This window comes from Streptomyces sp. D2-8 (assembly GCF_023184515.1).
Taxonomy (GTDB): Bacteria; Actinomycetota; Actinomycetes; order Streptomycetales; family Streptomycetaceae; genus Streptomyces.
In genome coordinates this window covers 199,667-222,007 of sequence record NZ_JAAHBP010000015.1, presented here as the reverse complement: position 1 = coordinate 222,007, position 22,341 = coordinate 199,667, and the positions used below count along the sequence as shown (strand labels likewise).

Here is a 22,341-nt window from a genome sequence, read left to right as displayed (position 1 = left end):
GGAGGTCGTCGGCCGGGTGCGGCACCGTCGTGGCTGGTCGCGCAGTTCCCCGCGCCCCTTCGAGGCGCGCCCCTGACGCTGTCGGTCCTACCATCTGCTGATCCGATCGGGGGAAGTGGTCGTCCCGCCCGCCGTGCTCCACCCGGGACGTTGCAGAGCGTGAACTAGGCTCTGGAGCACGCCCGAACCGGAGTCCCGGCGGGCTTGCGTGTGCGGTGGGACGGGAGTGTGGCCCGTGACGGATCAGGTCGTGGAGACAGGCGACGTGCGGCCGGCCGGGCGCGCTGCCGGGGCGAGCGAGTTCCTGGGCCGCACACGGGAGTTGAAGGAACTGCGCGCCGACATCGAGCGCGCCGGACTGGACACGCTGGCCGGCCGCAAGGCACCCCGCGCGCGGGTGCTGCTCATCGCCGGCCGCCCCGGCTCGGGCCGTACCGCGCTCGCCGAGGAACTCGTACGGCTCGTCGCAGACGGTTACCCCGACGGGGTCCTGCGCGCGAGCCTGACCGACCCCGACGGCACCCCCGTCCCCGTCGGACGCGCCGCCCGGGACCTCCTCACCGCCCTGGACGAGCAGGCACCGGCCGGGGCCTGCGAGGACGACCTCACCGACGCCCTGCGCACCGCCCTGGCCGACCGCCGGGCCCTGCTCCTGCTGGACGACGCGGCCGACGCCGAGCAGGTCGACGCCCTGCTGCCCGACACCCCGGACTGCCTCGTCGTCGCGGTCTCCGAAGGCCCGCTGACCGGCATCTCGGATGTCCGCCCCTGCACCCTGGGCGGCCTGGACGCCAAGTCCGGGGTGGAGCTGCTGACCCGGCACACCGGCTCGGTCCGCATCACCGTCGACCCCCGGGCCGCCGAGGGCCTCGCCGAGGAGTGCCAGGGGCAGCCCGCCGCGCTGATGCTGGCGGGCGGCTGGCTCGCGGCCCGGCCCAAGGCCGCCGTCTCCGACCTGGCCAAGCAGCTGCGCGCCGAGGACACCGAGGGCACCGCCCTGACCCGGGTCTTCCGGCTCGCCTACGCCGCCCTGCCCGCCACCGCCGCCCGGATGCTGCGCCTGCTCGCCCTCGCCCCGGCCGGACTGATCGACCCGCAGACCGCCTCCGCGCTCGTCGGCTGCTCGGTGGGCAGCGCCCGCACCACCCTCGACGAATTCGTCGCCCTGGGCTTCCTGCACCCGGTGGACTCCCCGCTGCCGCAGTACGAGGTGCCCGGCTGTCTGCACCCCCAGCTGCGGATCCTCGCCGAGCACCACGAACGCCCGGCCGAGCTCCAGCTGGCCCGCGCCCGCATGCTGGAACGGACCGTACGGCTGCTCCAGGCCTGCCGGGCGATCACCGAGACCGACAGCCCCCAGGCCCGCCAGAAGCTCCTCGACATGCCGCGCGCCCTGCGCTTTCCCACCCCGCGGGACGCCGCCGACTGGCTGCGCCTGACCCGGCCCGCCCTGCTGGCCTCGGCCCGGCTCGCGGTCGCCGACGGGGAGCTGGACACCCTGGCCAGGCGGCTGATGTCCCAGCTGGTCAGAGCGATGGCGGCGCACATCGGCACCCAGGCCGCCGCCCCCGACCTCTACGACATCCACAGCCTGGTCCTCGACGTCGCCGAGCGCCGGAGCCTGCCCCGCGAGCGCGCCGCGGCCCTGCTCAACCTCGGCGACCTCGACGCCCGCACCGGCCGCACGGCCGACGCCCTGGCGCGCTACCGGGCCGCGCTGGACGCCGGGCGCGAGGTGAACGACCCGTACGCGACCGGCCGCGCGATGGAATCCGTAGGCGGCGCGCACCTGGAGCTCGGCGACTTCGACCGGGCCGCCGACTGGTTCGGCCGCGCCCTGGTCGAACGGCTCGCCCGGGACGAGCGCGCGGAGGCCGCCCGGCTCTACGGGCGGATCGCCGCCGCCCACACCTTCGCGGGCCGCTACGGCGAGGCCCTGCGGAACTGGCGCGCGGCGATCGCGGGCCACCGCAAGAACGGCGACCTGGCCGCCCAGGCGCGGGCCCTGAGCGAGCTGGCGCGGGTCCAGGAGTACGCGGGGCGGCCCGAGGAGTCGCTGCGCACCTGCCGGGAGGCCGTGGAGTGGGCGCGGCGTGCCGAGGACCCGCGGCTCCAGGCCGCCCTGCACCTGCGGGTCGCCGACACCCTCGAACACCTGGGTGATCCCGCCTCGGCGGGGCTGCACCGGGGTGCCGCCGAGCGGATTCTCGGAGACTCAAACCTTCAAAACGACCCTGACGCCTGCGAAATCCGTACCGCATCAGTCGAAGATTGATGCAATGAAAGGCTAGACAGCGAGAACGCCTTCATTAGACTGGCTCTGCCGCACGTTCTCCTGCGGTCTCTCCCGGTGTGCCCGTGTGTGCCCGGGTATGTCTTAGTAAGACCCCCCATACCCTCTGAGCCAAGGACCGTGATCGACGTGAAGGTCGGCATCCCCCGCGAGGTCAAGAACAACGAGTTCCGGGTGGCCATCACCCCCGCAGGCGTGCACGAGCTGGTGCGTCATGGCCACCAGGTCGTCATCGAGCGCGGCGCCGGCGCCGGCTCCTCGATCCTGGACACCGAGTACGTGGCCGCCGGCGCGCAGATCCTGGACACCGCCGACGAGGTGTGGGCCGCCGCCGACCTGCTGCTGAAGGTCAAGGAGCCCATCGCCGAGGAGTACCACCGCCTCCGCAAGGACCAGACGCTCTTCACCTACCTGCACCTGGCCGCCTCCAAGGAGTGCACGGACGCCCTCCTGGAGTCCGGCACCACCGCGATCGCCTACGAGACGGTCGAGCTGCCCAGCCGCGCGCTGCCGCTGCTCGCCCCGATGTCCGAGGTCGCGGGCAGGCTCGCCCCGCAGGTCGGCGCCTACCACCTGATGCGCGCCAACGGCGGCCGCGGTGTGCTGCCCGGCGGCGTCCCCGGCGTGCTGGCCGGCCGTGCCGTCGTGATCGGCGGCGGCGTCTCCGGCTGGAACGCCGCGCAGATCGCCATCGGCATGGGCTTCCACGTGACCCTGCTCGACAAGGACATCAACAAGCTCCGCGAGGCGGACAAGATCTTCGGCACGAAGATCCAGACCGTCGTCTCGAACGCCTTCGAGCTGGAGAAGGCCTGCCTGGAGGCCGACCTCGTCATCGGCGCGGTGCTGATCCCCGGCGCCAAGGCCCCGAAGCTGGTCACCAACGAGCTCGTCTCGCGGATGAAGCCCGGAAGTGTCCTTGTCGACATCGCGATCGACCAGGGCGGCTGCTTCGAGGACTCCCGCCCGACCACCCACGCCGAGCCGGCCTTCCAGGTCCACAACTCGGTCTTCTACTGCGTCGCCAACATGCCCGGCGCGGTGCCGAACACCTCCACCTACGCGCTCACCAACGCGACGCTGCCGTACATCGTCGAGCTGGCCAACCACGGCTGGGCGGACGCGCTGCGCCGTGACCCGGCGCTGGCCAAGGGTCTCAACACCCATGACGGCAAGGTCGTGTACCGCGAGGTCGCCGAGGCGCACGGCGTGGAGCACGTGGAGCTGTCCTCGCTGCTCGGCTGAGCCCGCACCGCCGGAAAGTCGGCTAAGTGACCAACAGGCAAAGGCGATACGTCAACACACGTCGTCAACGCCCCGCACCCGGCCGGACCTTGCCCGACAAGGTCCGGCCGGATGTGTGTATGGTCACTTCGCGATTCTCGAGCAACTCGCCTCGAACGTAACCCTTCAACCGATTCGCACACCGGTGAAACCTGCCGTGCGACGGCCGTACGCCCTTGACAGCGGGATGTTTCATTGCCGACACATCGGGCCGGGTCCGGCGGATTGTGTTGCTGCGGACGCCCGACACGCCATAGAGTCGCCAACCGTCGGCATGGTGCCACGCTGACCTGTCTAGAAGTTTCCTGGTCACCAAGGAGGTAAGACGACTTGTGAATGAGTCGACATTTACTCCCGGGGGTGGTCAACCAGGAATGCCTGCACCGGGCCAGGGGCCCGCGGGGTTCGAGGCTGTCGGCTCCGTCGCTGTGCGCACCTTCGCAGCCCACCAGAGTCAGCAGGCGACTCACACAGCACACCAGAAGATGGATGGCCATCACGTGAACGCCATGGCCGGCGACGGAAGTGGCGCGCCCCACAACCACTTCGCCGACTACGACGAACTGCCCGAGGGGCACTTCTACGACCCCGACGCCGAGTACGAGCCCGACCCCGAGTACGCGGCCACTCTCGCGCCCGACGCGGCCAGACAGCGCCGTGAGCGTGTCGGCCCGACCGGGCGTCCGCTGCCGTACTTCCCGATCCCGGGCCCGCTGACCGACCACGGACCCGCGAAGATCATCGCGATGTGCAACCAGAAGGGCGGCGTCGGCAAGACCACGTCGACCATCAACCTGGGTGCCGCGCTCGCGGAGTACGGACGCCGGGTCCTGCTCGTGGACTTCGACCCGCAGGGCGCGCTGTCGGTCGGACTCGGCGTCAACCCGATGGAACTCGACCTCACCGTCTACAACCTGCTCATGGAGCGGGGGATGGCGGCCGACGAGGTGCTGCTGAAGACGGCGGTCCCCAACATGGACCTGCTGCCCAGCAACATCGACCTGTCGGCGGCCGAGGTCCAGCTCGTCTCCGAGGTCGCCCGTGAGTCGACGCTGCAGCGCGCCCTGAAGCCGCTGCTGCCCGACTACGACTTCATCGTCATCGACTGCCAGCCCTCGCTCGGCCTGCTCACGGTGAACGCCCTGACGGCCGCGCACAAGGTGATAGTGCCTCTGGAGTGCGAGTTCTTCGCGCTGCGTGGTGTGGCCCTGTTGACGGAGACCATCGAGAAGGTCCAGGAACGGCTCAACCCGGAGCTGGAGCTCGACGGCATCCTCGCCACGATGTACGACTCGCGCACGGTGCACAGCCGTGAGGTGCTCGCGCGTGTGGTCGAGGCGTTCGACGATCACGTCTACCACACGGTCATCGGGCGCACGGTCCGCTTCCCGGAGACCACGGTCGCCGGTGAGCCGATCACCACGTACGCCTCCAACTCCGTCGGTGCCGCCGCCTATCGCCAGCTCGCCAGGGAGGTGCTCGCCCGGTGTCACGCCGAGTGAGTCTGCCGGGGGCCGACGAACTCTTCCGTACGACAGGGGGGATGGCGCTTCAGTCGTCCCAGCCCAGGCGTCAGGCCAACGGCGACGCCCGGGTGCCCGCTCCGGCGGGGGAGGGTGACGCGGCGGCCGCGGAGGACGCCCCGCAGTCGGTGCCCGCGCAGGGCGGTGACGGCGAGGGCGCGGAGCATGTCGCGGCGGATGCGGAGCCGGGCGAGGCCGGGGAGGCCCACAGCCGTTCCGCGGCCGCCGAGCGCTCCGGCTCCGCCCGTCGGCAGACGGCGCAGGAAGGTTCTGCCGCCGGTGCCGCCGGGGCCGCGCCCCGCAAGCGCGGGCGGAACCCCTCGCGCCGCCCCAGCGGCCGTGAGCGGCACGACGAGAAGATCACGGTGTACGTGTCGGCCGAGGAGCTCATGGACCTCGAGCACGCCCGTCTCGTGCTCCGCGGCGAGCACGGCCTGGCCGTCGACCGCGGGCGCATCGTCCGCGAGGCGGTCGCGGTGGTCCTCGCCGACCTGGAGACCCGCGGAGACGCCAGCATCCTCGTACGACGACTGCGCGGGCGGTAGCGGTAGCCTGCGGGGGCCATGACCTCGAACGCTTCCCCACCTCCCCCCGGCGGCCCGGCCGGTCGCCGGCGTGCGCTGGGGAGGGGGCCGGCGGTTCCGCGGACGGCTCCGCCGGCTGAGCCGCCTGAGGTCGATCCGCTCCCTTCACCGGAGGAGGCCGACCCCGCGGCTCTGCCTGCTGAGCGGCCGGGGATCGAGGCGGCCGAGTCGCCCATGCCTCCCGCGGCGAGTGTCGGGACGGCTCCGTCGGCTGAGCTGCGGGCGGAGACGGTCCAGTACGGAGCATCGCCTGCGAGCGCGGCTGCCGCGCATGCGGGGCCCTCCGCCCCGGTGGCCGAGCCGGGCTTCCCGCCCCACAGCGCCGGGCCTGCGGCTTCGCCGGCCGGATCCCTGCAAGCCGCCGCCCCCGGGCCGGTGGACACGGTCGAGCCCACGGCACCGCCTGCGGAGCCGGCCGGGCGCATGGCGCCGCCTGTGGACGTGGCCGGACCTACGGCGCCGCCTTCGGGCGTGGCCGGGCCCACGGCACTGCCTGTGGACGTGGCCGGGCCGGTGGGCGTGGGGGAATTGAGCGGGACCGCGGCCGAGACGCGGTCCGCCGGTCCGCCGGCCGCGTCCGAGGAGTCCTCCGGCACCGCCCCGGGCCCCCAACCCCCGGCCGGTGACGCCGAGGCGGCCGACGACGGGGTCTTCAAGGTCCGGCTCGCCAACTTCGAGGGGCCCTTCGATCTGCTGCTGCAGCTGATCTCGCGGCACAAGCTGGATGTCACCGAGGTCGCGCTGTCGAAGGTGACCGACGAGTTCATGGCCCACATCCGGGCGATGGGGCCGGACTGGGACCTGGACGAGACGACCGAGTTCCTGGTCGTCGCCGCCACTCTGCTCGACCTGAAGGCCGCGCGGCTGCTGCCCGCCGCCGAGGTCGAGGACGAGGGCGATCTCGCGCTGCTCGAAGCGCGGGACCTGTTGTTCGCCCGGCTGCTGCAGTACCGCGCGTACAAGCAGATCGCCGACATCTTCAGCGGGCGCCTCGACGACGAGGCCCGGCGCTACCCCCGTACCGTCGGGCTCGAAGCGCACCATGCGGAGCTGCTGCCCGACGTCGTCATCAGCATCGGAGCGGAGGGCTTCGCGAAGCTCGCGGTGAAGGCGATGCAGCCCAGGCCCAAGCCGCAGGTCTACGTCGACCACATCCACGCCCCCCTGGTCAGCGTGCAGGAGCAGGCACAGATCGTCGTGGCCCGGCTCCGGGAGCTCGGCGAGGCCGGCTTCCGGGCCCTCGTGGCGGACACCGACGACACCCTGACCGTCGTGGCGAGGTTCCTCGCCCTGCTGGAGCTGTACCGCGAGAAGGCCGTGGCGCTGGAGCAGGAGGACGCGCTCGGGGAACTGCTGGTGCGCTGGACCGGCGGGGACGGGGACGAGACACCGACCGTCACCGACGAGTTCGACCGGCCGCCCGAGCCGCCGAAGGAGGAGAGGAAGGCGTGAGCGAGCCAACGACCGGCCTGCCGGCAGGACTGCGTACCGTCGCCGATCTGGATCTGAAACCGGCCCTGGAGGCCGTCCTCATGGTCGTGGACGAGCCCGCGACCGAGGAACACCTCGCGAAGATACTGGAGCGGCCGAAGCGCCAGATCGCGGACGCCCTGCGCGAGCTGGCCGACGACTACACCGTCCAGGGCCGCGGTTTCGAGCTGCGGTACGTCGCGAACGGCTGGCGCTTCTACACGCGGGCCGCGTACGCGCCGGCCGTCGAGCGCTTCGTCCTGGACGGCCAGCAGGCCCGCCTCACCCAGGCCGCCCTGGAGACCCTGGCCGTCGTCGCCTACCGCCAGCCGGTCAGCCGCAGCCGGGTCTCGGCGGTCCGCGGAGTCAACTGCGACGGCGTCATGCGCACCCTCCTCCAGCGCGGTCTGATAGAGGAGGCGGGCACGGAACCCGAAACAGGTGCGATCCTGTACAGGACGACGAACTACTTCCTGGAGCGGATGGGCCTGCGCGGTCTGGACGAGCTCCCGGAGCTCGCGCCCTTCCTCCCGGAGGCGGAGGCGATCGAGGCCGAGACCCAGGAAGGCGTACCGTCGTTCGACCCGGACGCGCCTGACGACGTGCCGGGCAGCCGCCCGGCCACCCCGGGTACCGACGACGAAGACGACCAGACGGAACTTTGATGCGAAGCAGCGGCAGCGGCAAGAGCGGCGGACGCGGTAACCACCGCGGCGCCGGCAACAACAGGGACCAGAAGCAGGGGCAGGGCCGCCCCAGCAAGCCCCGCCCCGAGGAGCGCCGCTACGACGTGGGCCCCGGGGCGACGAAGGAGGGCCCCAAGTCCGGGCGCGGCGGCTCCGCCCGAGGCGGCGCCAAGGGCGGGCCCAAGCAGCCCCAGAAGCAGGGGCGTACGGCCCCGGCGCGCCCGCGTGAGTACGAGGCGCAGGTCGAGGAGCGCAACCGCGACCGGTACGCCGGGAAGAAGGAGGTCAAGCTCCCGAAGACCTTCCCCGGCGCCGAGCAGGAGGGTGAGCGGCTGCAGAAGGTCCTCGCCCGCGCGGGCTTCGGCTCCCGGCGTGCCTGCGAGGAGCTGATCGAGGAGGCCCGGGTCGAGATCAACGGCGAGATCGTCCTGGAGCAGGGGCGTCGCGTCGACCCGGAGAAGGACGAGATCAAGGTCGACGGGCTGACCGTCGCCACGCAGCGCTTCCAGTTCTTCTCGCTGAACAAGCCCGCCGGTGTCGTCTCGACGATGGAGGACCCGGAGGGCCGGCAGTGCCTCGGTGACTACGTCACCAACCGCGAGACCCGGCTCTTCCACGTCGGCCGGCTCGACACCGAGACCGAGGGTGTCATCCTGCTCACCAACCACGGCGAGCTGGCCCACCGGCTGACCCACCCGAAGTACGGCGTGAAGAAGACCTACCTCGCGCACATCGTCGGGCCGATCCCGCGCGACCTGGGCAAGCAGCTCAAGGACGGCATCCAGCTGGAGGACGGCTACGCCCGCGCGGACCACTTCCGGGTCGTCCAGCAGACCGGCAAGAACTACCTCGTCGAGGTCACCCTCCACGAGGGCCGCAAGCACATCGTGCGCCGGATGCTCGCGGAGGCCGGCTTCCCGGTCGACAAGCTGGTCCGGGTCGCCTTCGGGCCGATCACCCTGGGCGACCAGAAGTCGGGCTGGCTGCGGCGGCTGTCCAACACGGAGGTCGGGATGCTGATGCAGGAGGTCGACCTCTAGGGATCGCGCGTCTCTCAGGGCTTGTGAGCCACCCGCACCCCCTTTTATAGTCGTGCTGACTATAAAAGGGGGTGCGGGTGCATGGACGGCTACGACAAGTACGCCCACGAACCCTTCGCCGTCACCGTCGACCTCGCGGTGTTCACACTCCGGGAGGGCGCGCTGCACGTGCTGCTCGTCGAGCGCGGGCAGGAGCCGTACGCCGGGCACTGGGCCCTGCCCGGCGGGTTCGTGCAGCCGGACGAGTCCGCGGAGACGGCCGCCCGGCGCGAACTCGCCGAGGAGACCGGCCTGTCCGACGTCTCGGGCCTGCATCTGGAGCAGCTGCGGACGTACAGCGAGCCCGGCCGCGACCCCCGGATGCGGGTCGTGTCGGTCGCCTTCGCCGCCCTGCTGCCCGACGCTCCCGAGGCGCACGGCGGCAGCGACGCCGCGCAGGCCCGCTGGGTGCCGTACGGCACGGCGGGGCCGCTCGCCTTCGACCACGACCGCATCCTGGCCGACACCCGGGACCGCGTCGGCGCCAAGCTCGAGTACACCTGCCTCGCCACCGCCTTCTGCCCGCCCGAGTTCACCCTCGGCGAGCTCCAGCAGGTCTACGAGGCCGTGTGGGGCACCGAGCTGGACCGGCCCAACTTCCGGCGCAAGGTGCTCGCCACGCCGGGCTTCGTCGAACCCGTCCCGGGCGCCGCACGACTGACCGGTGGCCGCGGCAAGCCCGCCGCGCTGTACCGCGTCGGAACCGCCACCGCCCTCCACCCGCCTCTCCTGCGGCCCACCCGGGAAGGACGCCCCGCATGACCACGCTCGTCCACAAGCAGGCCGCCACCGGAGCGCTCACGGGTCTCGCGCTCGGGGATGCGCTGGGCTTTCCGACCGAGTTCGACGACGTCCCTTCGATCCTCGCCACGTGCGGGCCTTGGCGGCAGATGGAGCTGCCCGAGCGCGCCCTCGTCTCGGACGACACCCAGATGACACTGGCGCTCGGCCGGGCGGTGCGGACGGCGATGGACCGGGGGCTGCTCACCCCGCTGCGCCTGGCCAGGCCCCTGCGGGAGGAGTTCGTGGAGTGGTACCGGTCCCCGGAGAACAACCGGGCCCCTGGCCGCACCTGCATGGAGGCCTGCATGCTGCTGAAGGACGAGGCCCGCCCCTGGCAGGACGCCAGTCGGATCGAATCCAAGGGCTGCGGCGCCAACATGCGGGTCGCGCCCTTGGGGCTGGTCCCCGGACTCAGTGACGAACAGCGTGCGGGCGCCGCCCAGTTGCAGTCCGCCCTCACCCACGGGCACCCCACCGCGCTCGCCGCCTCCGACCTCACCGCACACGCCGTACGCCTGCTCGCGCAGGGCGCCGAGCCGACCGGGCTGATCGGCCTGCTGCGCTCGTACGCCCTGGAGAACCGCAGCCACTACCACGAGCGCTGGCTCGGCGACCTGTGGCGGCGGGCCGGGGACCCGAGCCCCGAGCGGTTCATCGCGCGCGGCTGGGACGAGTGCCTGGAGGTCCTCGAACGGCTCCGGCACGCCGTGCGCACCGTCTCGCCGGAGACCGACCCGTGTCTGGCCACCGGCGAGGGCTGGATCGCCGAGGAGGCCCTGGCGACCGGGCTGCTGTGCTTCCTGCTCTTCGTGGACGAGCCGGTGACGGCCCTGCGCCGCGCGGCCTGCACCGCCGGTGACTCGGACTCGATCGCCTGCCTGACGGGTGCCTTCGCCGGCGCGCATCTGGGCGCGGAGGCCTGGCCCGCCGAGTGGGCCGACCGTGTCGAGTACCGGAGCGACCTGCTCACCCTCGGGGCGCTCTGGGACGCGTGACGCCGCGGGGCCGGTCGCGGGCCCTCAGGCGAGGCGGACCGAGTTTCCCTCCACGACGATGTCCTCGGCGGGCAGCGGCCGGGTCGCCGGGCCGTGGGCCACCGCGCCGTCGGCGATGCGGAACTTGCTGCCGTGGCAGGGGCAGTTGATCATGCCGTCGGAGACGGACGCCAGTGTGCAGCGCTGGTGGGTGCAGATCGCCGAGAAGGCCTTGAACTGACCCTGCTCCGGCTGGGTCACCACGACCTTCTCGTCCTTGAAGATCTTGCCGCCGCCGACCGGGATCTCGTCGGTCTCGGCCAGGGCCTGGCCCGCGGTGGCGCTCGTCGACGCGGAACCGCTGTCGTCGCCGCCCCCGCCGCAGGCCGCGACGAGCGCCGCCGCGCCCGTCGCACCCGTCGCGAGGAGAACCGTGCGGCGCGTGGTCTCGTGGGTCATGTCGTCACTCCGAAAGTGTCGAAGGGGGGTGAATCGGAACATGCGTCATCTTGGCAGCGAACTTACCCAAAGGTGCCGATCCCGGCGTCTCACCGGGCGGGCGCCGCGCACCCGGGCCGCCCAGGCTGACTAGGCTGGTCGGACGTAGAGCGACACGCACGTCAGCAAGGAGCATCGCCGTGGCGGTACGAGCGGTCCGGGGCGCCGTCCAACTCGAACGGGACGAGGCCGGGCACATGGACGAGCAGGTCGGAGCCCTGCTCACGGAGATCCTGGAGCGCAACGATCTCGCCGCCGACGACCTGATCAGCATCTGGTTCACGGCCACGCCCGACCTGCACAGCGACTTCCCGGCGGCCGCGGCCCGCAAGCTGGGCATCGTCGACGTGCCGCTGATCTGCGCCCAGGAACTGGACATCGAGGGCGCCATGCCGCGTGTCGTCCGGGTCCTCGCGCACATCGAGTCCGACCGGCCCCGGGCCGACATCGCCCACGTCTACCTCGGCGCCGCGGCCGCCCTGCGCAAGGACATCGCCCAGTGAGGACCGCACTCGTCATCGGCACCGGCCTCATCGGCACGTCCGCCGCCCTGGTCCTGTCCCAGCGGGGCGTCACCGTGCACCTCGCCGACCCGGAGCCGGAGCAGGCCCGCACGGCGGCCGCGCTCGGCGCCGGCACGGACGAGGCGCCGGACGGGCCCGTCGACCTCGTGATCGTGGCCGCCCCGCCCGCGCACGTGGCCGACGTGCTCACGGACGCCATGCGCCGCGGTGCGGGACGCGGCTACCTCGACGTCGCCAGCGTCAAGGGCGGGCCGCGCCGCGAGCTGGAGGCCCGCGGCCTCGACCTGTCCGCGTACATCGGCACGCACCCCATGTCGGGCCGGGAGAAGTCCGGCCCGCTGGCCGCGACCGGGGACCTCTTCGAGGGCCGCCCCTGGGTGCTGACCCCGACCCGGGACACCGACACCGAGGTGCTGAACCTCGCCCTGGAACTGGTCTCGCACTGCCGGGCCGTGCCGGTGGTCATGGACGCCGACGCCCACGACCGTGCCGTCGCCCTCGTCTCCCACATGCCCCACCTGGTCTCCAGCCTGGTCGCCGCACGCCTGGAGCACGCCGAGGAGGCCGCCGTACGGCTGTGCGGGCAGGGCATCCGGGACGTGACGCGGATCGCCGCCTCCGACCCCCGGATGTGGATCGACATCCTCTCCGCCAACCCCGCGCCGGTCGCCGACCTGCTCACGGATGTCGCGGCCGACCTGGAGGAGACCGTGCGGGCCCTGCGCGCCCTGCAGTCCTCCGACGACCACAAGCGCCACGAGGGCGCCGGCGGGATCGAGGACGTGCTGCGGCGCGGCAACGCCGGGCAGGTCCGCGTCCCCGGCAAGCACGGGTCCGCGCCGCGGGTCTACGAGGTCGTGGCCGTGCTCATCGACGACCAGCCGGGACAGCTGGCCCGGATCTTCGCCGACGCGGGCATGGCCGGCGTCAACATCGAGGACGTACGGATCGAGCACGCCACGGGGCAGCAGGCCGGTCTGGTGCAGCTGATGGTGGAGCCGAAGGCGGCCCCGGTACTGAGCGCCGCGCTGCGGGAGCGGGGCTGGGCGATCCGGCAGTAGGAGGTACGGGGCGAGCCGCTCCCGGGGGCTCGGCCCTGGGCCGCCGGCCGTCGAGTGCCGCCGGCGTGGACGCGCGGCCGGACGAGTGACCCGCACCCAGTAACCTTGTGCGGGGCAGTCGCGCCCTCACCCCGCCGAGCCCGGTTCAGGAAGGTCCCCACTGTGGAAAGCGCCACGCCAGTGATTGTCGCCATCGACGGCCCCGCCGGCACCGGCAAGTCGAGCACCTCGAAGGCCGTGGCGGCCCAGCTCGAGCTGAGCTACCTGGACACCGGCGCCCAGTACCGGGCGATCACCTGGTGGATGGTGAGCAACGGCATCGACATCGACGACCCGTCCGCCATCGCCGCCGTCGCGGGCAAGCCCGAGATCATCTCCGGCACCGACCCGGAGGGGCCGGCCATCACCGTCGACGGCGTGGACGTGGCCGGCCCGATCCGCACCCAGGAGGTCTCCTCCAAGGTCAGCGCGGTCAGCGCGGTGCCCGAGGTGCGGGCCCGGATCACCGAGCTGCAGCGCTCGATCGCCGCCTCCGCGGAGAAGGGCATCGTCGTCGAGGGCCGGGACATCGGCACGACCGTCCTCCCGGACGCCGACCTCAAGATCTTTCTCACCGCCTCCCCGGAGGCGCGCGCCGCCCGCCGCAGCGGCGAGCTGAAGGGCTCCGACGTCCACTCCACCCGCGAGGCCCTGATCAAGCGGGACGCCGCCGACTCCAGCCGCAAGACCTCCCCGCTCGCCAAGGCGGACGACGCCGTCGAGGTGGACACCACCGAGCTCACGCTGGCCCAGGTCATCGAGTGCGTCGTCACCCTCGTCGAGGAGAAGCGGGCCGGAAAGTGACCGAGCTGCCTTCGGCGCGGGGTGCCGAGGTCGGGCGGCGCATCGGCGTCGGCCTGATGTACGGGCTGTGGAAGCCGCGCGTGCTCGGCGCCTGGCGGGTGCCCGCGAGCGGCCCCCTGATCCTCGCGGTCAACCACTCCCACAACATCGACGGTCCGATGGTCATGGGCGTGGCGCCCCGGCCGACGCACTTCCTGATCAAGAAGGAAGCGTTCATCGGGCCGCTGGACCCCTTCCTGCTCGGCATCGGGCAGGTGAAGGTCGACCGCGACACCACCGACCGCACGGCGATCACCCGGGCGCTCGGCGTCCTGGCGGGCGGCGGCGTGCTCGGCATCTTCCCGGAGGGCACCCGGGGCGAGGGCGACTTCGCCTCGCTGCGCGCCGGCCTCGCGTACTTCGCGGTGCGCAGCGGCGCCCCGATCGTCCCGGTGGCCGTGATGGGAAGTTCCGAGAAGCCGGGACGGTTGATAAAGGGGCTGCCTCCGCTGCGCTCCCGCGTCGACGTCGTCTTCGGCGAGCCCTTCGAGGCGGGCGACGGCAGCGGTCGCCGGACGCGCACGGCGCTGGACGAGGCGACCGGGCGCATCCAGAAGCAGCTCGCGGCCCACCTGGAAAACGCCAGGCGCCTCACCGGGCGCTAGGCGACACTGAGTAGTGGATCAGCCCGGAACAGCGGGTACTCCACCGACCACCACAATGAACGACGAGGTACGGACTTCATGAACGACCACATCCAGCCCGACGGCTCGGACGCGTCCGAGGGCGCGTACGAGCACGACCACGGGGCGCTCGGCGACGCCGAGTTCGCGGAGTTCATGGAGCTCGCCGCGGAGGAGGGCTTCGACCTCGAGGACGTCGAGGGCGCCATCGAGGCGGCCGGCCACGGCCCGCTGCCCGTGCTCGCCGTCGTCGGCCGCCCCAATGTCGGCAAGTCGACTCTGGTGAACCGCATCATCGGGCGCCGCGAGGCCGTCGTCGAGGACAAGCCCGGCGTCACCCGCGACCGCGTCACCTACGAGGCCGAGTGGGCGGGCCGCCGCTTCAAGGTCGTCGACACCGGCGGCTGGGAGCAGGACGTCCTCGGCATCGACGCCTCCGTGGCCGCCCAGGCCGAGTACGCCATCGAGGCCGCCGACGCGGTCGTCTTCGTCGTCGACGCCAAGGTCGGCGCCACCGACACCGACGAGGCCGTCGTCCGGCTGCTGCGCAAGGCCGGCAAGCCGGTCGTGCTGTGCGCCAACAAGGTGGACGGCCCGAGCGGCGAGGCCGACGCGGCCTACCTGTGGTCGCTGGGCCTGGGGGAGCCCCACCCGGTCTCCGCGCTGCACGGCCGCGGCACCGGCGACATGCTCGACCAGGTCCTCGAGGTGCTGCCGGAGGCGCCGCGCCAGACGTTCGGCGGGGCCGGCCTCGGCGGCCCGCGCCGCATCGCCCTGATCGGCCGCCCGAACGTCGGCAAGTCCTCCCTGCTGAACAAGGTGGCGGGCGAGGAGCGCGTCGTCGTCAACGAGCTGGCGGGCACCACCCGCGACCCGGTCGACGAGCTGATCGAACTCGGCGGCGTCACCTGGAAGTTCGTCGACACGGCGGGCATCCGCAAGCGCGTCCACCTTCAGCAGGGCGCCGACTACTACGCCTCGCTGCGCACCGCGGCCGCCGTCGAGAAGGCGGAGGTGGCGGTCATCCTGATCGACGGCTCCGAGTCCATCTCGGTGCAGGACCAGCGGATCGTCACCATGGCCGTCGAGGCGGGCCGCGCCATCGTCCTCGCGTACAACAAGTGGGACACCCTCGACGAGGAGCGCCGCTACTACCTGGAGCGGGAGATCGAGACCGAGCTCGGCCAGGTGGCGTGGGCGCCGCGGGTCAACGTCTCGGCGCGCACCGGACGGCACATGGAGAAGCTGGTCCCGGCGATCGAGACGGCCCTGGCGGGCTGGGAGACCCGGGTCCCGACGGGCCGGCTGAACGCCTTCCTCGGTGAGCTGGTCGCCGCCCACCCGCACCCGGTCCGGGGCGGCAAGCAGCCGCGCATCCTGTTCGGCACGCAGGCGGGCACCAAGCCGCCGCGGTTCGTGCTGTTCGCCTCCGGCTTCATCGAGGCGGGCTACCGGCGCTTCATCGAGCGGCGTCTGCGCGAGGAGTTCGGCTTCGACGGGACGCCGATCCACATCTCCGTGCGGGTGCGCGAGAAGCGCGGCAGGAAGAAGTAGCGCGAAGCACTGGAAAGGGCGGCCCCGCCGGGGCCGCCCTTTCCAGTGTCCGGTGCTCGCTCAGATGCCGCCGCGCCGTACCGGCGGCAGCGCGGCCGGTACGTAGTGCATCCCTGTGGCGTGCGAGCCGATGGTCCCGACGCGCTGCCACTGGGGCTGCTGCCCGGCGGCATGGCGGGCGCTCTGGGCGCCCGCGCTGTAGGCACTGTACGACCCGCCGTACGAGCCCGAGCCGTGCGGGGTGTTCCCGAAGGCGGTGAAACCCAGCTTCTCCTCGCCGCTGCGGTCGCCGGGCAGTGCGCGGAAGGACTTGACGTACTCGGCGTAGAGCGCGTCGTAGATCGGCGTGGCCGATGGGCCGCCCTGGGAGTCCTGAGCCGATCGCGCGGACGGGATCGGCGAGAAGGACTGGCGGCGGGGAACGTCGTATGCGTGCACGTATGTCCAAACGACCCCGCGGGTCAAGGGATGCGGCCCGGGTACGGCTTTCGCAGGTCTACGGCGTGCACGGGTGACGCGCGGCTCAGATGCCGGCCAGCGGCAGCGCCGAGGCGACCAGCTTTCCGTTCGCCGCCGCCTTGTCCAGCGCGTCGCGCAGCAGGTCCTCGCGCGGCTGGCGGCCGATCGAGCCGACGGGCGCGGCGAACATCAGCACCTGCTGGTGCTTGTTGGCGGCCGCGCGCCAGCCCTCGGTCACCTGGAGCGGCTGGTGCGCCTGCCACCAGGCCACCGGCTGGCCGCCGTTGCCGCCCGGCTGGAGCACCGCGTGCAGCCGGCCCACGGCGAGCAGGACCGACCAGCCGTGCAGCACCGGCGGTACGGCCGACAGCTCGGTCAGCGGCATGAACCCCTGCTCGATGAGCAGCGGCAGGAAGTCGTCGCCGGCGCCGGTCGTGCCCGGCCGGGCGATGGGCCCGGTCGGCTCCACCACGAGGGCCGGGTGCAGTTCCCCGCCGATCAGGACGAGCCCGCTGGTCACGCCGAGCACCGCCTGCTGGGGCACCACCTTGTCGGGCTCCAGATCGACCGTGTCGCCGGTGATGGACTTCACGGCGCCCCGCAGCTGCTCCTCGGTGACCTGCACGACCTGCGAGGGCAGGCAGCCGGCGTGGGCGAAGGCGAGGACGGCGGTCTCGTCCCCGATGAACAGGACGGTGCTGGTGCGCTCCTGCTCGGAGTCGCCCGGAGTGCGGCAGGACGTGCAGTCGTAACTGCCCGGGGCGGTCTCTCCGGCGAGCAGGCGGTCGGCTTCTTCGTCGCCGATCTCGGCGCGTACCTCGTCGCTGACGTCGAGCATGCGCGGCACGGGTGGCTCCCTCGGGGATGCGGTGCGTGGCAAAGCCGGGTGGCTCCCGGCCCGTGGTCCGGGGAGGTCCCGGCTCATGAAGGAGACAACGGGCGATCTGTGGCGGGAGTCACGCCCCGGAGCGAACGGAATCGAACCATCCAGCGCTCAGGGTCACGCTCGGCGCGGAATCGCGCACTCACCGTCAACTCGCCTCTGTGTAAAGGCTGTTGGGAGGGTGAAGTGGGTCACAGATCGTCAGGGGGGCTGGTCGATAAATCCGGAAATCCGCGAATGAAGTGGGTGTCCGGAAATCGCCGTTACCCGAGGTATTGGTGAACTGGCCTGCCCGGACAGGTGACTGGTTGATGCCGAGCCGTCCACCTCCTTAGATTCCTCGGCCGTGTGCAACGAGCACCGCTCGGGTACGTCCGCCGGCCGCCGGGTTCCCAGGAACCGGGCGCAGCACCGCTCCGGTGGACGGGGCGAGCGCGACCCCCGCGCCCCATGGCGCGGGAGTGGCGTTCCGCCTTGGGGGATCCCCGGGTGTTTCGAGAGGGACCTACATGTCCGAATGTGCCGATACCACTCGCCCCGACGCTCGGAAGAACCAGGTTCGTACGACGGCGGTCCTCGCCGGGGCGGCACTGCTCGCGCCCCTCGGACTGCTCGCCGCGACCGGAAACGCAGCGGCGGCTGACAGCGGAGTGTGGGACCGCATCGCCCAGTGCGAGAGCGGCGGCAACTGGCACATCAACACCGGCAACGGCTACTACGGCGGACTCCAGTTCGCCCCCTCGACCTGGCGCGCCTATGGCGGCACGGCCTACGCGGCCACCGCCGACCGGGCGAGTAGGTCCCAGCAGATCGCCGTCGCCACCAAGGTCCAGCGCGCCCAGGGATGGGGCGCCTGGCCGGTCTGCTCGGCACGCGCCGGGGCGAGCGGCGGCGCACCCGCCGCCGACCCGGTCACCTCCACCAAGCCGGTTCCGGCGAAGCCGCCGAAGGCGCCGGCGCGTTCCACGGAACGCGCGGACCGCGGCGCCTCCCGCGGCGACTACACCGTCCGTGCGGGCGACACGCTGAGCGGCGTCGCCGCCCGGCACGGGACCACCTGGCAGCGCCTCTACGCCGCCAACAAGGCCGCCATCGGTGCGGATCCCGATGTGATCGTGCCCGGCCTGCGCCTCGCATTCTGAGCCGCTGCTCCCCCTTGCCGGGACACGGGCCCCGTCCGGTCGACCGACCGGACGGGGTCTCGGCGTCCCGGATCAGCCGGTGAGTTCGCCCGCCTCCCCGGCGAACACGACGGCCCCGCGGCGCAGTTCGTAGACGATCGCCCGCCGGTCCCGCAGGGCGGGCGGCAACCGCTGCTCGGCGATCACCACGCACGCGTCGAGCGCGCCCAGCAGTTCGTACGTCCGGGCCGCGACCGAGGGCGACATGCCCTGGGCGGGCTCGTCGACGAGCACCACACGCGCGCGTGCGAGCAGCGCCCGGGAGAGGGCGAGCATGCGCTGCTCCCCGCCGGAGAGGGTGCCGGCGCGCCGCTCCAGCAGGGGCCGCAGCCGCGGGTAGGCGTCGAGGGCCACGGCGGGGTCGCGCGCGGCGAGTCCGAGGTTCTCGCGCACGGTGAGCGAGCCGAACACGGCCTGCCGCTCCGGCACCAGGCACAGCCCGCGCCGGGCGCGTTCGTGGGCGGGTACGCGCGTCACGTCGGCGCCGTCCCACATCACCGAGCCGCCCGACAGGGGCACCGTGCCGGCCAGGGCGCGCAGGGCGGTCGTGCGGCCGGAGCCGTTGCGGCCCAGCAGCACGGTGAGGCCCGGGCCGGGGGCGACGAGCGTGATGCCGTGCAGGGCCTCCAGGGGGCCGTAGCGCACGCGCGCGTGGCGCAGGGAGACGGTCGTCATCGGTCGGCCCCCGATTCCAGGGCGCCCAGGACGCGCCCGGGCGGACCGGAGGCGACGATCCGGCCCGCGGTCATCACATGCACGACGTCGGCGAGGCCGGCCACCAGGTCCAGGTCGTGCTCGACGACGAGGAGAGCCGTGCCGTCGGCGGCCAGGGCCTTCAGGACCCGGGCCAGGGCGGTCACCTCGGCGGTGTCGAGACCGGCGGCGGGCTCGTCGAGGAGGAGGATGCGAGGGCTGCCGGCGAGGACCCGGGCCAGTTCGACGCGGCGCAGCGTCCCGGTGGGCAGCCCGGCGGCGGGCAGGGCGCGCAAGGGCCCGTCGAGCCCGAGCAGCCTGAGGGTGCGCTCCACGGCGCCCGGGTCGGTCACCCGGCCCTGCTCGGCGCCCACCCGGACGTTCTCGGCCACGGTCAGCGAGGGGAAGACGGCCAGTTGCTGGAAGGTCCGGGCGACACCGAGCCGGGCGCGGGCGTGGGCGGGCAGTGTGGTGATGTCCCGCCCGCCGAGACGCACGGTCCCGCGCGCGGGCCGCAGCGTCCCGGCCAGACAGTGGAACAGGGTGCTCTTCCCGGCCCCGTTGGGCCCGACGACCGCGGTGATCCGGCCGGGGGAGAGGTCCAGATCCACGCCGGCGAGGGCGGTGAAGCCGCCGTAGTGGGCCTGGAGCCGGCGGGCGGTCAGGAGGGGGGCGGCGGGCGTGGGCTCTCCGGCGGCCGGCCGGGTCTGCGCCGCGCGGGGTGCGGCTGCGGCCTCGCACGCGGGCGGTCGGTACCGTCTGCCGCCGCGCCGCTCGGCCCCCGTGCCCCCGGCGTCCCGCGCCACCCCTGTCGCCCCCGTCGGCACCGGCACCCTCCGGGCCGCCTGCGGCTCCGCCGGGCGCAGCAGCCCGCACGCCCGCACGCCCGCCGGCGCCAGGGCCGGGGTGCGGCGCGGCCTCAGGCGTTCCGCCGCTGTGCGCAGGGCCTCGTACGGGCCGCCGGGGAAGCGGCCCACCAGGATCGCCAGGATGCCGATGAGGGCCGCCGCGACGCCGCCGCGGGTGCCCGCGTCCAGCCCGACCAGGAGGGCCGCGGCGGAGAGGGCGCCGAGCGTGCTGTCGGCGCCCAGCACCACCACCGCGGCGAACCACAGCAGGCCGCGCACGGGGTCGTAGGCGGCGGCGTCGAAGGCCCGCAGGCCCATGCCGAGCATGCCGCCGCCCAGCGCGGCCAGCGCGGCGCCCGCGACGAAGGCCAGCAGCTTGAGGGAGGGCACGCCGATGCCCGCCGCCTGCGCGCCCCGCTCGTGATCCCGCATGGCGGCCAGGGCCCGGCCCGTCCGCCCCCGGCGCAGCGCGTGCGTCGCCAGCAGCGCGACCGCCAGCAGGAGCAGCTCCAGGACGTAGTACGCCCGGTCCCCGTCGAAGCCCGCGGGGCGGCGCAGCGACAGGCCCGAGGTGGCGTACGGCTGGGCGAAGACGAAGCGGCTCACCCCCACGCCGACCGCGAACGTCGCCAGCGCCAGCGCCAGGCCCCGGCGGCTGATGGCCGGCCAGCCCGTCAGCAGGCCGAGCGGCGCCACCAGGACCACCGACACCGCGAGGGCCGCCAGCTCCGGCAGGGCGGGCAGTCCCGGGAAGCGGCCCGCCGCCAGCAGCGCCGTGAACAGGGCGCCCAGGCCCGCGTACGCCGCCTGCCCCAGCGAGATCTGGCCGCCGCGGCCGGTGACCACCACCAGGGACAGCAGGATCACGGCCAGCGCCGGGACCTGGACCGAGGTGTGCAGGTCCCGGCCGGCGAGACCCAGCGGCAGCAGGAACAGCACGAGCACCACGATCCAGGCGCCCGGCGGGGTCGGCACCCGCGCCGTGGCCGTGCGCGGCAGCGCGTCCCGCTCCCCGGCACCCGGCAGGACCAGCGCAGCGACCAGCAGCGCGACGACGAAGAGGTTCGTGGCGGCCGCCTGGAGCAGCGGCTCGGCCCAGCCCGACGGGTGCAGCCGCGTCAGCTGGCTCTGCGCCACCCCGATACCCAGCGCCACCACCACCGCGACCGGCAGGCGCCGCATCCGCGCGGCCACCGCCACCGCCACGACCTCCATCACGAGCAGCGACAGCCCGTACGGGTCGAGCCGCACGTACGGCGCCAGCAGCACACCCGTCAGGCCGGCCGTGAACGAACCGAACGCCCAGCCCGTGGCCGCGACCCGGTCCGCGTCGATACCGCTCAGCACCGCGAGCCGCCGGTCGTCGACCACGGCCCGCAGCTCCCGCCCGAACCGCGTCCAGCGGACCACCGCCGCGACCCCGGCGGCCAGCACCAGCACCACCGCCAGCTGCCCCCACGGCTCGTCCGGCACCAGCACCGGCGCGTCGTCCCGCGCCCCCTGCCCCCACAGCAGCGCCGCCCCGCCCACCAGCAGTACGAACACCCCGATCGACGCCACCAGCGTCTGCGCCGGGTCGCCGCCCAGGACCGCCAGGGGCCGGAAGACGAAGCGTTCCAGGACCACACCCAGCCCCGGAGCCACCACCAGCAGCGTCACCGCCGCCCCGAGCCACAGCGGCCAGCCCCACTCGACCACGCAATTGCGCAGTACATACGCGCACACCATGGCGATCGCGCCGTGCGCGAAGTTGAGCACCCCCGTCGCGCGGTACGTCACGATCAGGCCGATCCCGGTCAGTGCCGCCGCGCTGCCGACCGAGAGCCCGGCGAGGGTGAGGTCGTACGTCAGCGAGGACATCAGTCGGTTTCTTCGGCCGGCTCGCAGATCGGGCAGGGATCCAGCTCCCCGCTCGCCACCAGCCCGGAGTCCACCGGAACCGCTTCCGCCCTGCCCGCGACCAGGGGACAGTCCGCGCGGTGCCACAGCGTGCCGCCCGGCACCATCAGCAGGTCGCCGCTGATCGCGAGCGGCGCGGGCGCGGCCCGGCCGGTCTCCTCCGTCTCGGCCGGCTCGGCCGCCACCAGCAGGCCGTAGAGCTCCTCCACGCGCGCGGCGGCGATCGAACCCCGGCCGTGGGTCAGCAGCATCGCCCCGGCGATGATCAGCGCGGCGCCGGGGATCGTGCAGGAGGCCAGGTAGGGCAGTTGCCGTTCGGCGTAGCGCTCGCCGGAGACTCCGTACCAGCCGACGACGCACAGCACCGCGCCGGCGGCCAGGGCCGCCCAGCCGGCCCACAGGACGGGATGCACGGTCCTCAGTCGGCTGGTCCGCATCGCTGGCTCCCACACGTCGGATTCGGCTGTGCGCGCGTCCTGCTGCCTGTTCAAGTCCGCCGATCGCTTGCACTATGCCCTGTGGAAGCTGACCCTGAAAGCACCGGGCGCCCATGGCCCGGA

21 protein-coding genes are annotated in these 22,341 nt (G+C 73.2%); 15 read left to right on the top strand and 6 right to left on the bottom strand.

Annotated elements, in window-relative coordinates:
• The first annotated feature begins 235 nt into the window (after positions 1-235).
• The 9 genes from G3I77_RS26155 (at position 236) to G3I77_RS26115 (ending at position 10,697) form a co-directional block, all read left to right on the top strand.
• Positions 236-2,275 (top strand): tetratricopeptide repeat protein, encoded by a 2,040-nt coding sequence (locus G3I77_RS26155; RefSeq protein WP_248507669.1) that lies wholly within the window; start codon positions 236-238, stop codon positions 2,273-2,275.
• Between the two features lie 138 nt (positions 2,276-2,413).
• On the top strand, positions 2,414-3,538 hold the full coding sequence (gene ald, locus G3I77_RS26150) for an alanine dehydrogenase (RefSeq protein ID WP_248507667.1): 1,125 nt from the start codon (positions 2,414-2,416) through the stop codon (positions 3,536-3,538).
• Positions 3,539-3,951: 413 nt separating this feature from the next.
• The gene (locus tag G3I77_RS26145) at positions 3,952-5,079 is read left to right on the top strand and encodes a ParA family protein (protein ID WP_248507665.1); all 1,128 of its coding nucleotides are present in this window, start codon (positions 3,952-3,954) and stop codon (positions 5,077-5,079) included.
• Positions 5,064-5,645 carry a hypothetical protein gene (locus G3I77_RS26140; RefSeq protein ID WP_248507663.1) on the top strand — a complete coding sequence of 194 codons (582 nt, stop codon included), beginning with the start codon at positions 5,064-5,066 and terminating at the stop codon, positions 5,643-5,645. Before G3I77_RS26145 ends, G3I77_RS26140 begins: the two co-directional genes overlap by 16 nt.
• A 510-nt stretch (positions 5,646-6,155) precedes the next feature.
• The gene (locus tag G3I77_RS26135; protein WP_374386747.1) at positions 6,156-7,136 is read left to right on the top strand and encodes a ScpA family protein; all 981 of its coding nucleotides are present in this window, start codon (positions 6,156-6,158) and stop codon (positions 7,134-7,136) included.
• Entirely contained in the window at positions 7,133-7,819 is a 687-nt protein-coding gene (gene scpB, locus G3I77_RS26130) for an SMC-Scp complex subunit ScpB (protein ID WP_248507659.1), read from the top strand. Before G3I77_RS26135 ends, scpB begins: the two co-directional genes overlap by 4 nt.
• Positions 7,819-8,880 carry a pseudouridine synthase gene (locus tag G3I77_RS26125; RefSeq protein WP_248507657.1) on the top strand — a complete coding sequence of 354 codons (1,062 nt, stop codon included), beginning with the start codon at positions 7,819-7,821 and terminating at the stop codon, positions 8,878-8,880. Before scpB ends, G3I77_RS26125 begins: the two co-directional genes overlap by 1 nt.
• A gap of 81 nt (positions 8,881-8,961) precedes the next feature.
• Positions 8,962-9,681, top strand: coding sequence for an NUDIX domain-containing protein (locus G3I77_RS26120; RefSeq protein WP_248507647.1), 720 nt, complete (start codon positions 8,962-8,964; stop codon positions 9,679-9,681).
• On the top strand, positions 9,678-10,697 hold the full coding sequence (locus G3I77_RS26115; RefSeq protein ID WP_248507646.1) for an ADP-ribosylglycohydrolase family protein: 1,020 nt from the start codon (positions 9,678-9,680) through the stop codon (positions 10,695-10,697). The genes G3I77_RS26120 and G3I77_RS26115 overlap by 4 nt, the downstream gene beginning before the upstream one ends.
• Positions 10,698-10,721: 24 nt before the next feature.
• On the opposite strand, the gene G3I77_RS26110 is transcribed toward G3I77_RS26115, so the two are convergent.
• Positions 10,722-11,135, bottom strand: coding sequence for a Rieske (2Fe-2S) protein (locus G3I77_RS26110; RefSeq protein WP_248507645.1), 414 nt, complete (start codon positions 11,133-11,135; stop codon positions 10,722-10,724).
• Positions 11,136-11,314: 179 nt separating this feature from the next.
• On the opposite strand from G3I77_RS26110, the gene aroH reads away from it, so the two are divergent.
• From aroH to der, 5 genes are all read left to right on the top strand, one after another.
• Positions 11,315-11,677, top strand: coding sequence for a chorismate mutase (gene aroH, locus G3I77_RS26105; RefSeq protein ID WP_031106761.1), 363 nt, complete (start codon positions 11,315-11,317; stop codon positions 11,675-11,677).
• Positions 11,674-12,759, top strand: a complete 1,086-nt coding sequence (locus G3I77_RS26100) for a prephenate dehydrogenase (protein WP_248507644.1) — start codon at positions 11,674-11,676, stop codon at positions 12,757-12,759. Before aroH ends, G3I77_RS26100 begins: the two co-directional genes overlap by 4 nt.
• A gap of 180 nt (positions 12,760-12,939) precedes the next feature.
• The gene (gene cmk, locus G3I77_RS26095; protein WP_374386740.1) at positions 12,940-13,602 is read left to right on the top strand and encodes a (d)CMP kinase; all 663 of its coding nucleotides are present in this window, start codon (positions 12,940-12,942) and stop codon (positions 13,600-13,602) included.
• Positions 13,599-14,246, top strand: coding sequence for a lysophospholipid acyltransferase family protein (locus G3I77_RS26090; RefSeq protein WP_248507640.1), 648 nt, complete (start codon positions 13,599-13,601; stop codon positions 14,244-14,246). The genes cmk and G3I77_RS26090 overlap by 4 nt, the downstream gene beginning before the upstream one ends.
• 78 nt (positions 14,247-14,324) lie before the next feature.
• The gene (gene der, locus G3I77_RS26085; protein WP_248507638.1) at positions 14,325-15,818 is read left to right on the top strand and encodes a ribosome biogenesis GTPase Der; all 1,494 of its coding nucleotides are present in this window, start codon (positions 14,325-14,327) and stop codon (positions 15,816-15,818) included.
• A gap of 60 nt (positions 15,819-15,878) precedes the next feature.
• Here the strand turns inward: der and G3I77_RS26080 are convergent, their stop codons facing one another.
• Both G3I77_RS26080 and G3I77_RS26075 read right to left on the bottom strand, forming a co-directional pair.
• Positions 15,879-16,256 carry a hypothetical protein gene (locus G3I77_RS26080; protein WP_248507636.1) on the bottom strand — a complete coding sequence of 126 codons (378 nt, stop codon included), beginning with the start codon at positions 16,254-16,256 and terminating at the stop codon, positions 15,879-15,881.
• An 85-nt stretch (positions 16,257-16,341) separates the two neighbouring features.
• Positions 16,342-17,124, bottom strand: a complete 783-nt coding sequence (locus tag G3I77_RS26075; protein ID WP_248507634.1) for a hypothetical protein — start codon at positions 17,122-17,124, stop codon at positions 16,342-16,344.
• A 545-nt stretch (positions 17,125-17,669) separates the two neighbouring features.
• Between G3I77_RS26075 and G3I77_RS26070 the strand changes: the two genes are divergently transcribed.
• Positions 17,670-18,302: a transglycosylase family protein gene (locus G3I77_RS26070; RefSeq protein WP_248507633.1), complete on the top strand. Its 633-nt coding sequence runs from the start codon at positions 17,670-17,672 to the stop codon at positions 18,300-18,302.
• A 72-nt stretch (positions 18,303-18,374) separates the two neighbouring features.
• Here the strand turns inward: G3I77_RS26070 and G3I77_RS26065 are convergent, their stop codons facing one another.
• Genes G3I77_RS26065 through G3I77_RS26055 form a run of 3 tightly spaced genes read right to left on the bottom strand, consistent with a single transcriptional unit; the run spans position 18,375 to position 22,218 of the window.
• Positions 18,375-19,016 (bottom strand): ABC transporter ATP-binding protein, encoded by a 642-nt coding sequence (locus tag G3I77_RS26065; RefSeq protein ID WP_248507632.1) that lies wholly within the window; start codon positions 19,014-19,016, stop codon positions 18,375-18,377.
• The gene (locus G3I77_RS26060; protein WP_248507631.1) at positions 19,013-21,742 is read right to left on the bottom strand and encodes a branched-chain amino acid ABC transporter permease/ATP-binding protein; all 2,730 of its coding nucleotides are present in this window, start codon (positions 21,740-21,742) and stop codon (positions 19,013-19,015) included. The genes G3I77_RS26065 and G3I77_RS26060 overlap by 4 nt, the downstream gene beginning before the upstream one ends.
• Positions 21,742-22,218, bottom strand: coding sequence for a hypothetical protein (locus tag G3I77_RS26055; RefSeq protein WP_248507630.1), 477 nt, complete (start codon positions 22,216-22,218; stop codon positions 21,742-21,744). The genes G3I77_RS26060 and G3I77_RS26055 overlap by 1 nt, the downstream gene beginning before the upstream one ends.
• Positions 22,219-22,341: the final 123 nt, after the last annotated feature.

Bases quoted from the DNA above. Each gene is read 5' to 3' on its own strand.
- G3I77_RS26145 (WP_248507665.1), top strand. From the start codon at position 3,952: ATGCCTGCACCGGGCCAGGGGCCCGCGGGGTTCGAGGCTGTCGGCTCC.
- G3I77_RS26125 (WP_248507657.1), top strand. From the start codon at position 7,819: ATGCGAAGCAGCGGCAGCGGCAAGAGCGGCGGACGCGGTAACCACCGC.
- G3I77_RS26120 (WP_248507647.1), top strand. From the start codon at position 8,962: ATGGACGGCTACGACAAGTACGCCCACGAACCCTTCGCCGTCACCGTC.
- G3I77_RS26115 (WP_248507646.1), top strand. From the start codon at position 9,678: ATGACCACGCTCGTCCACAAGCAGGCCGCCACCGGAGCGCTCACGGGT.
- G3I77_RS26110 (WP_248507645.1), bottom strand. From the start codon at position 11,135: ATGACCCACGAGACCACGCGCCGCACGGTTCTCCTCGCGACGGGTGCG.
- der (WP_248507638.1), top strand. From the start codon at position 14,325: ATGAACGACCACATCCAGCCCGACGGCTCGGACGCGTCCGAGGGCGCG.
- G3I77_RS26070 (WP_248507633.1), top strand. From the start codon at position 17,670: ATGTCCGAATGTGCCGATACCACTCGCCCCGACGCTCGGAAGAACCAG.
- G3I77_RS26065 (WP_248507632.1), bottom strand. From the start codon at position 19,016: ATGACGACCGTCTCCCTGCGCCACGCGCGCGTGCGCTACGGCCCCCTG.
- G3I77_RS26060 (WP_248507631.1), bottom strand. From the start codon at position 21,742: ATGTCCTCGCTGACGTACGACCTCACCCTCGCCGGGCTCTCGGTCGGC.
- G3I77_RS26055 (WP_248507630.1), bottom strand. From the start codon at position 22,218: ATGCGGACCAGCCGACTGAGGACCGTGCATCCCGTCCTGTGGGCCGGC.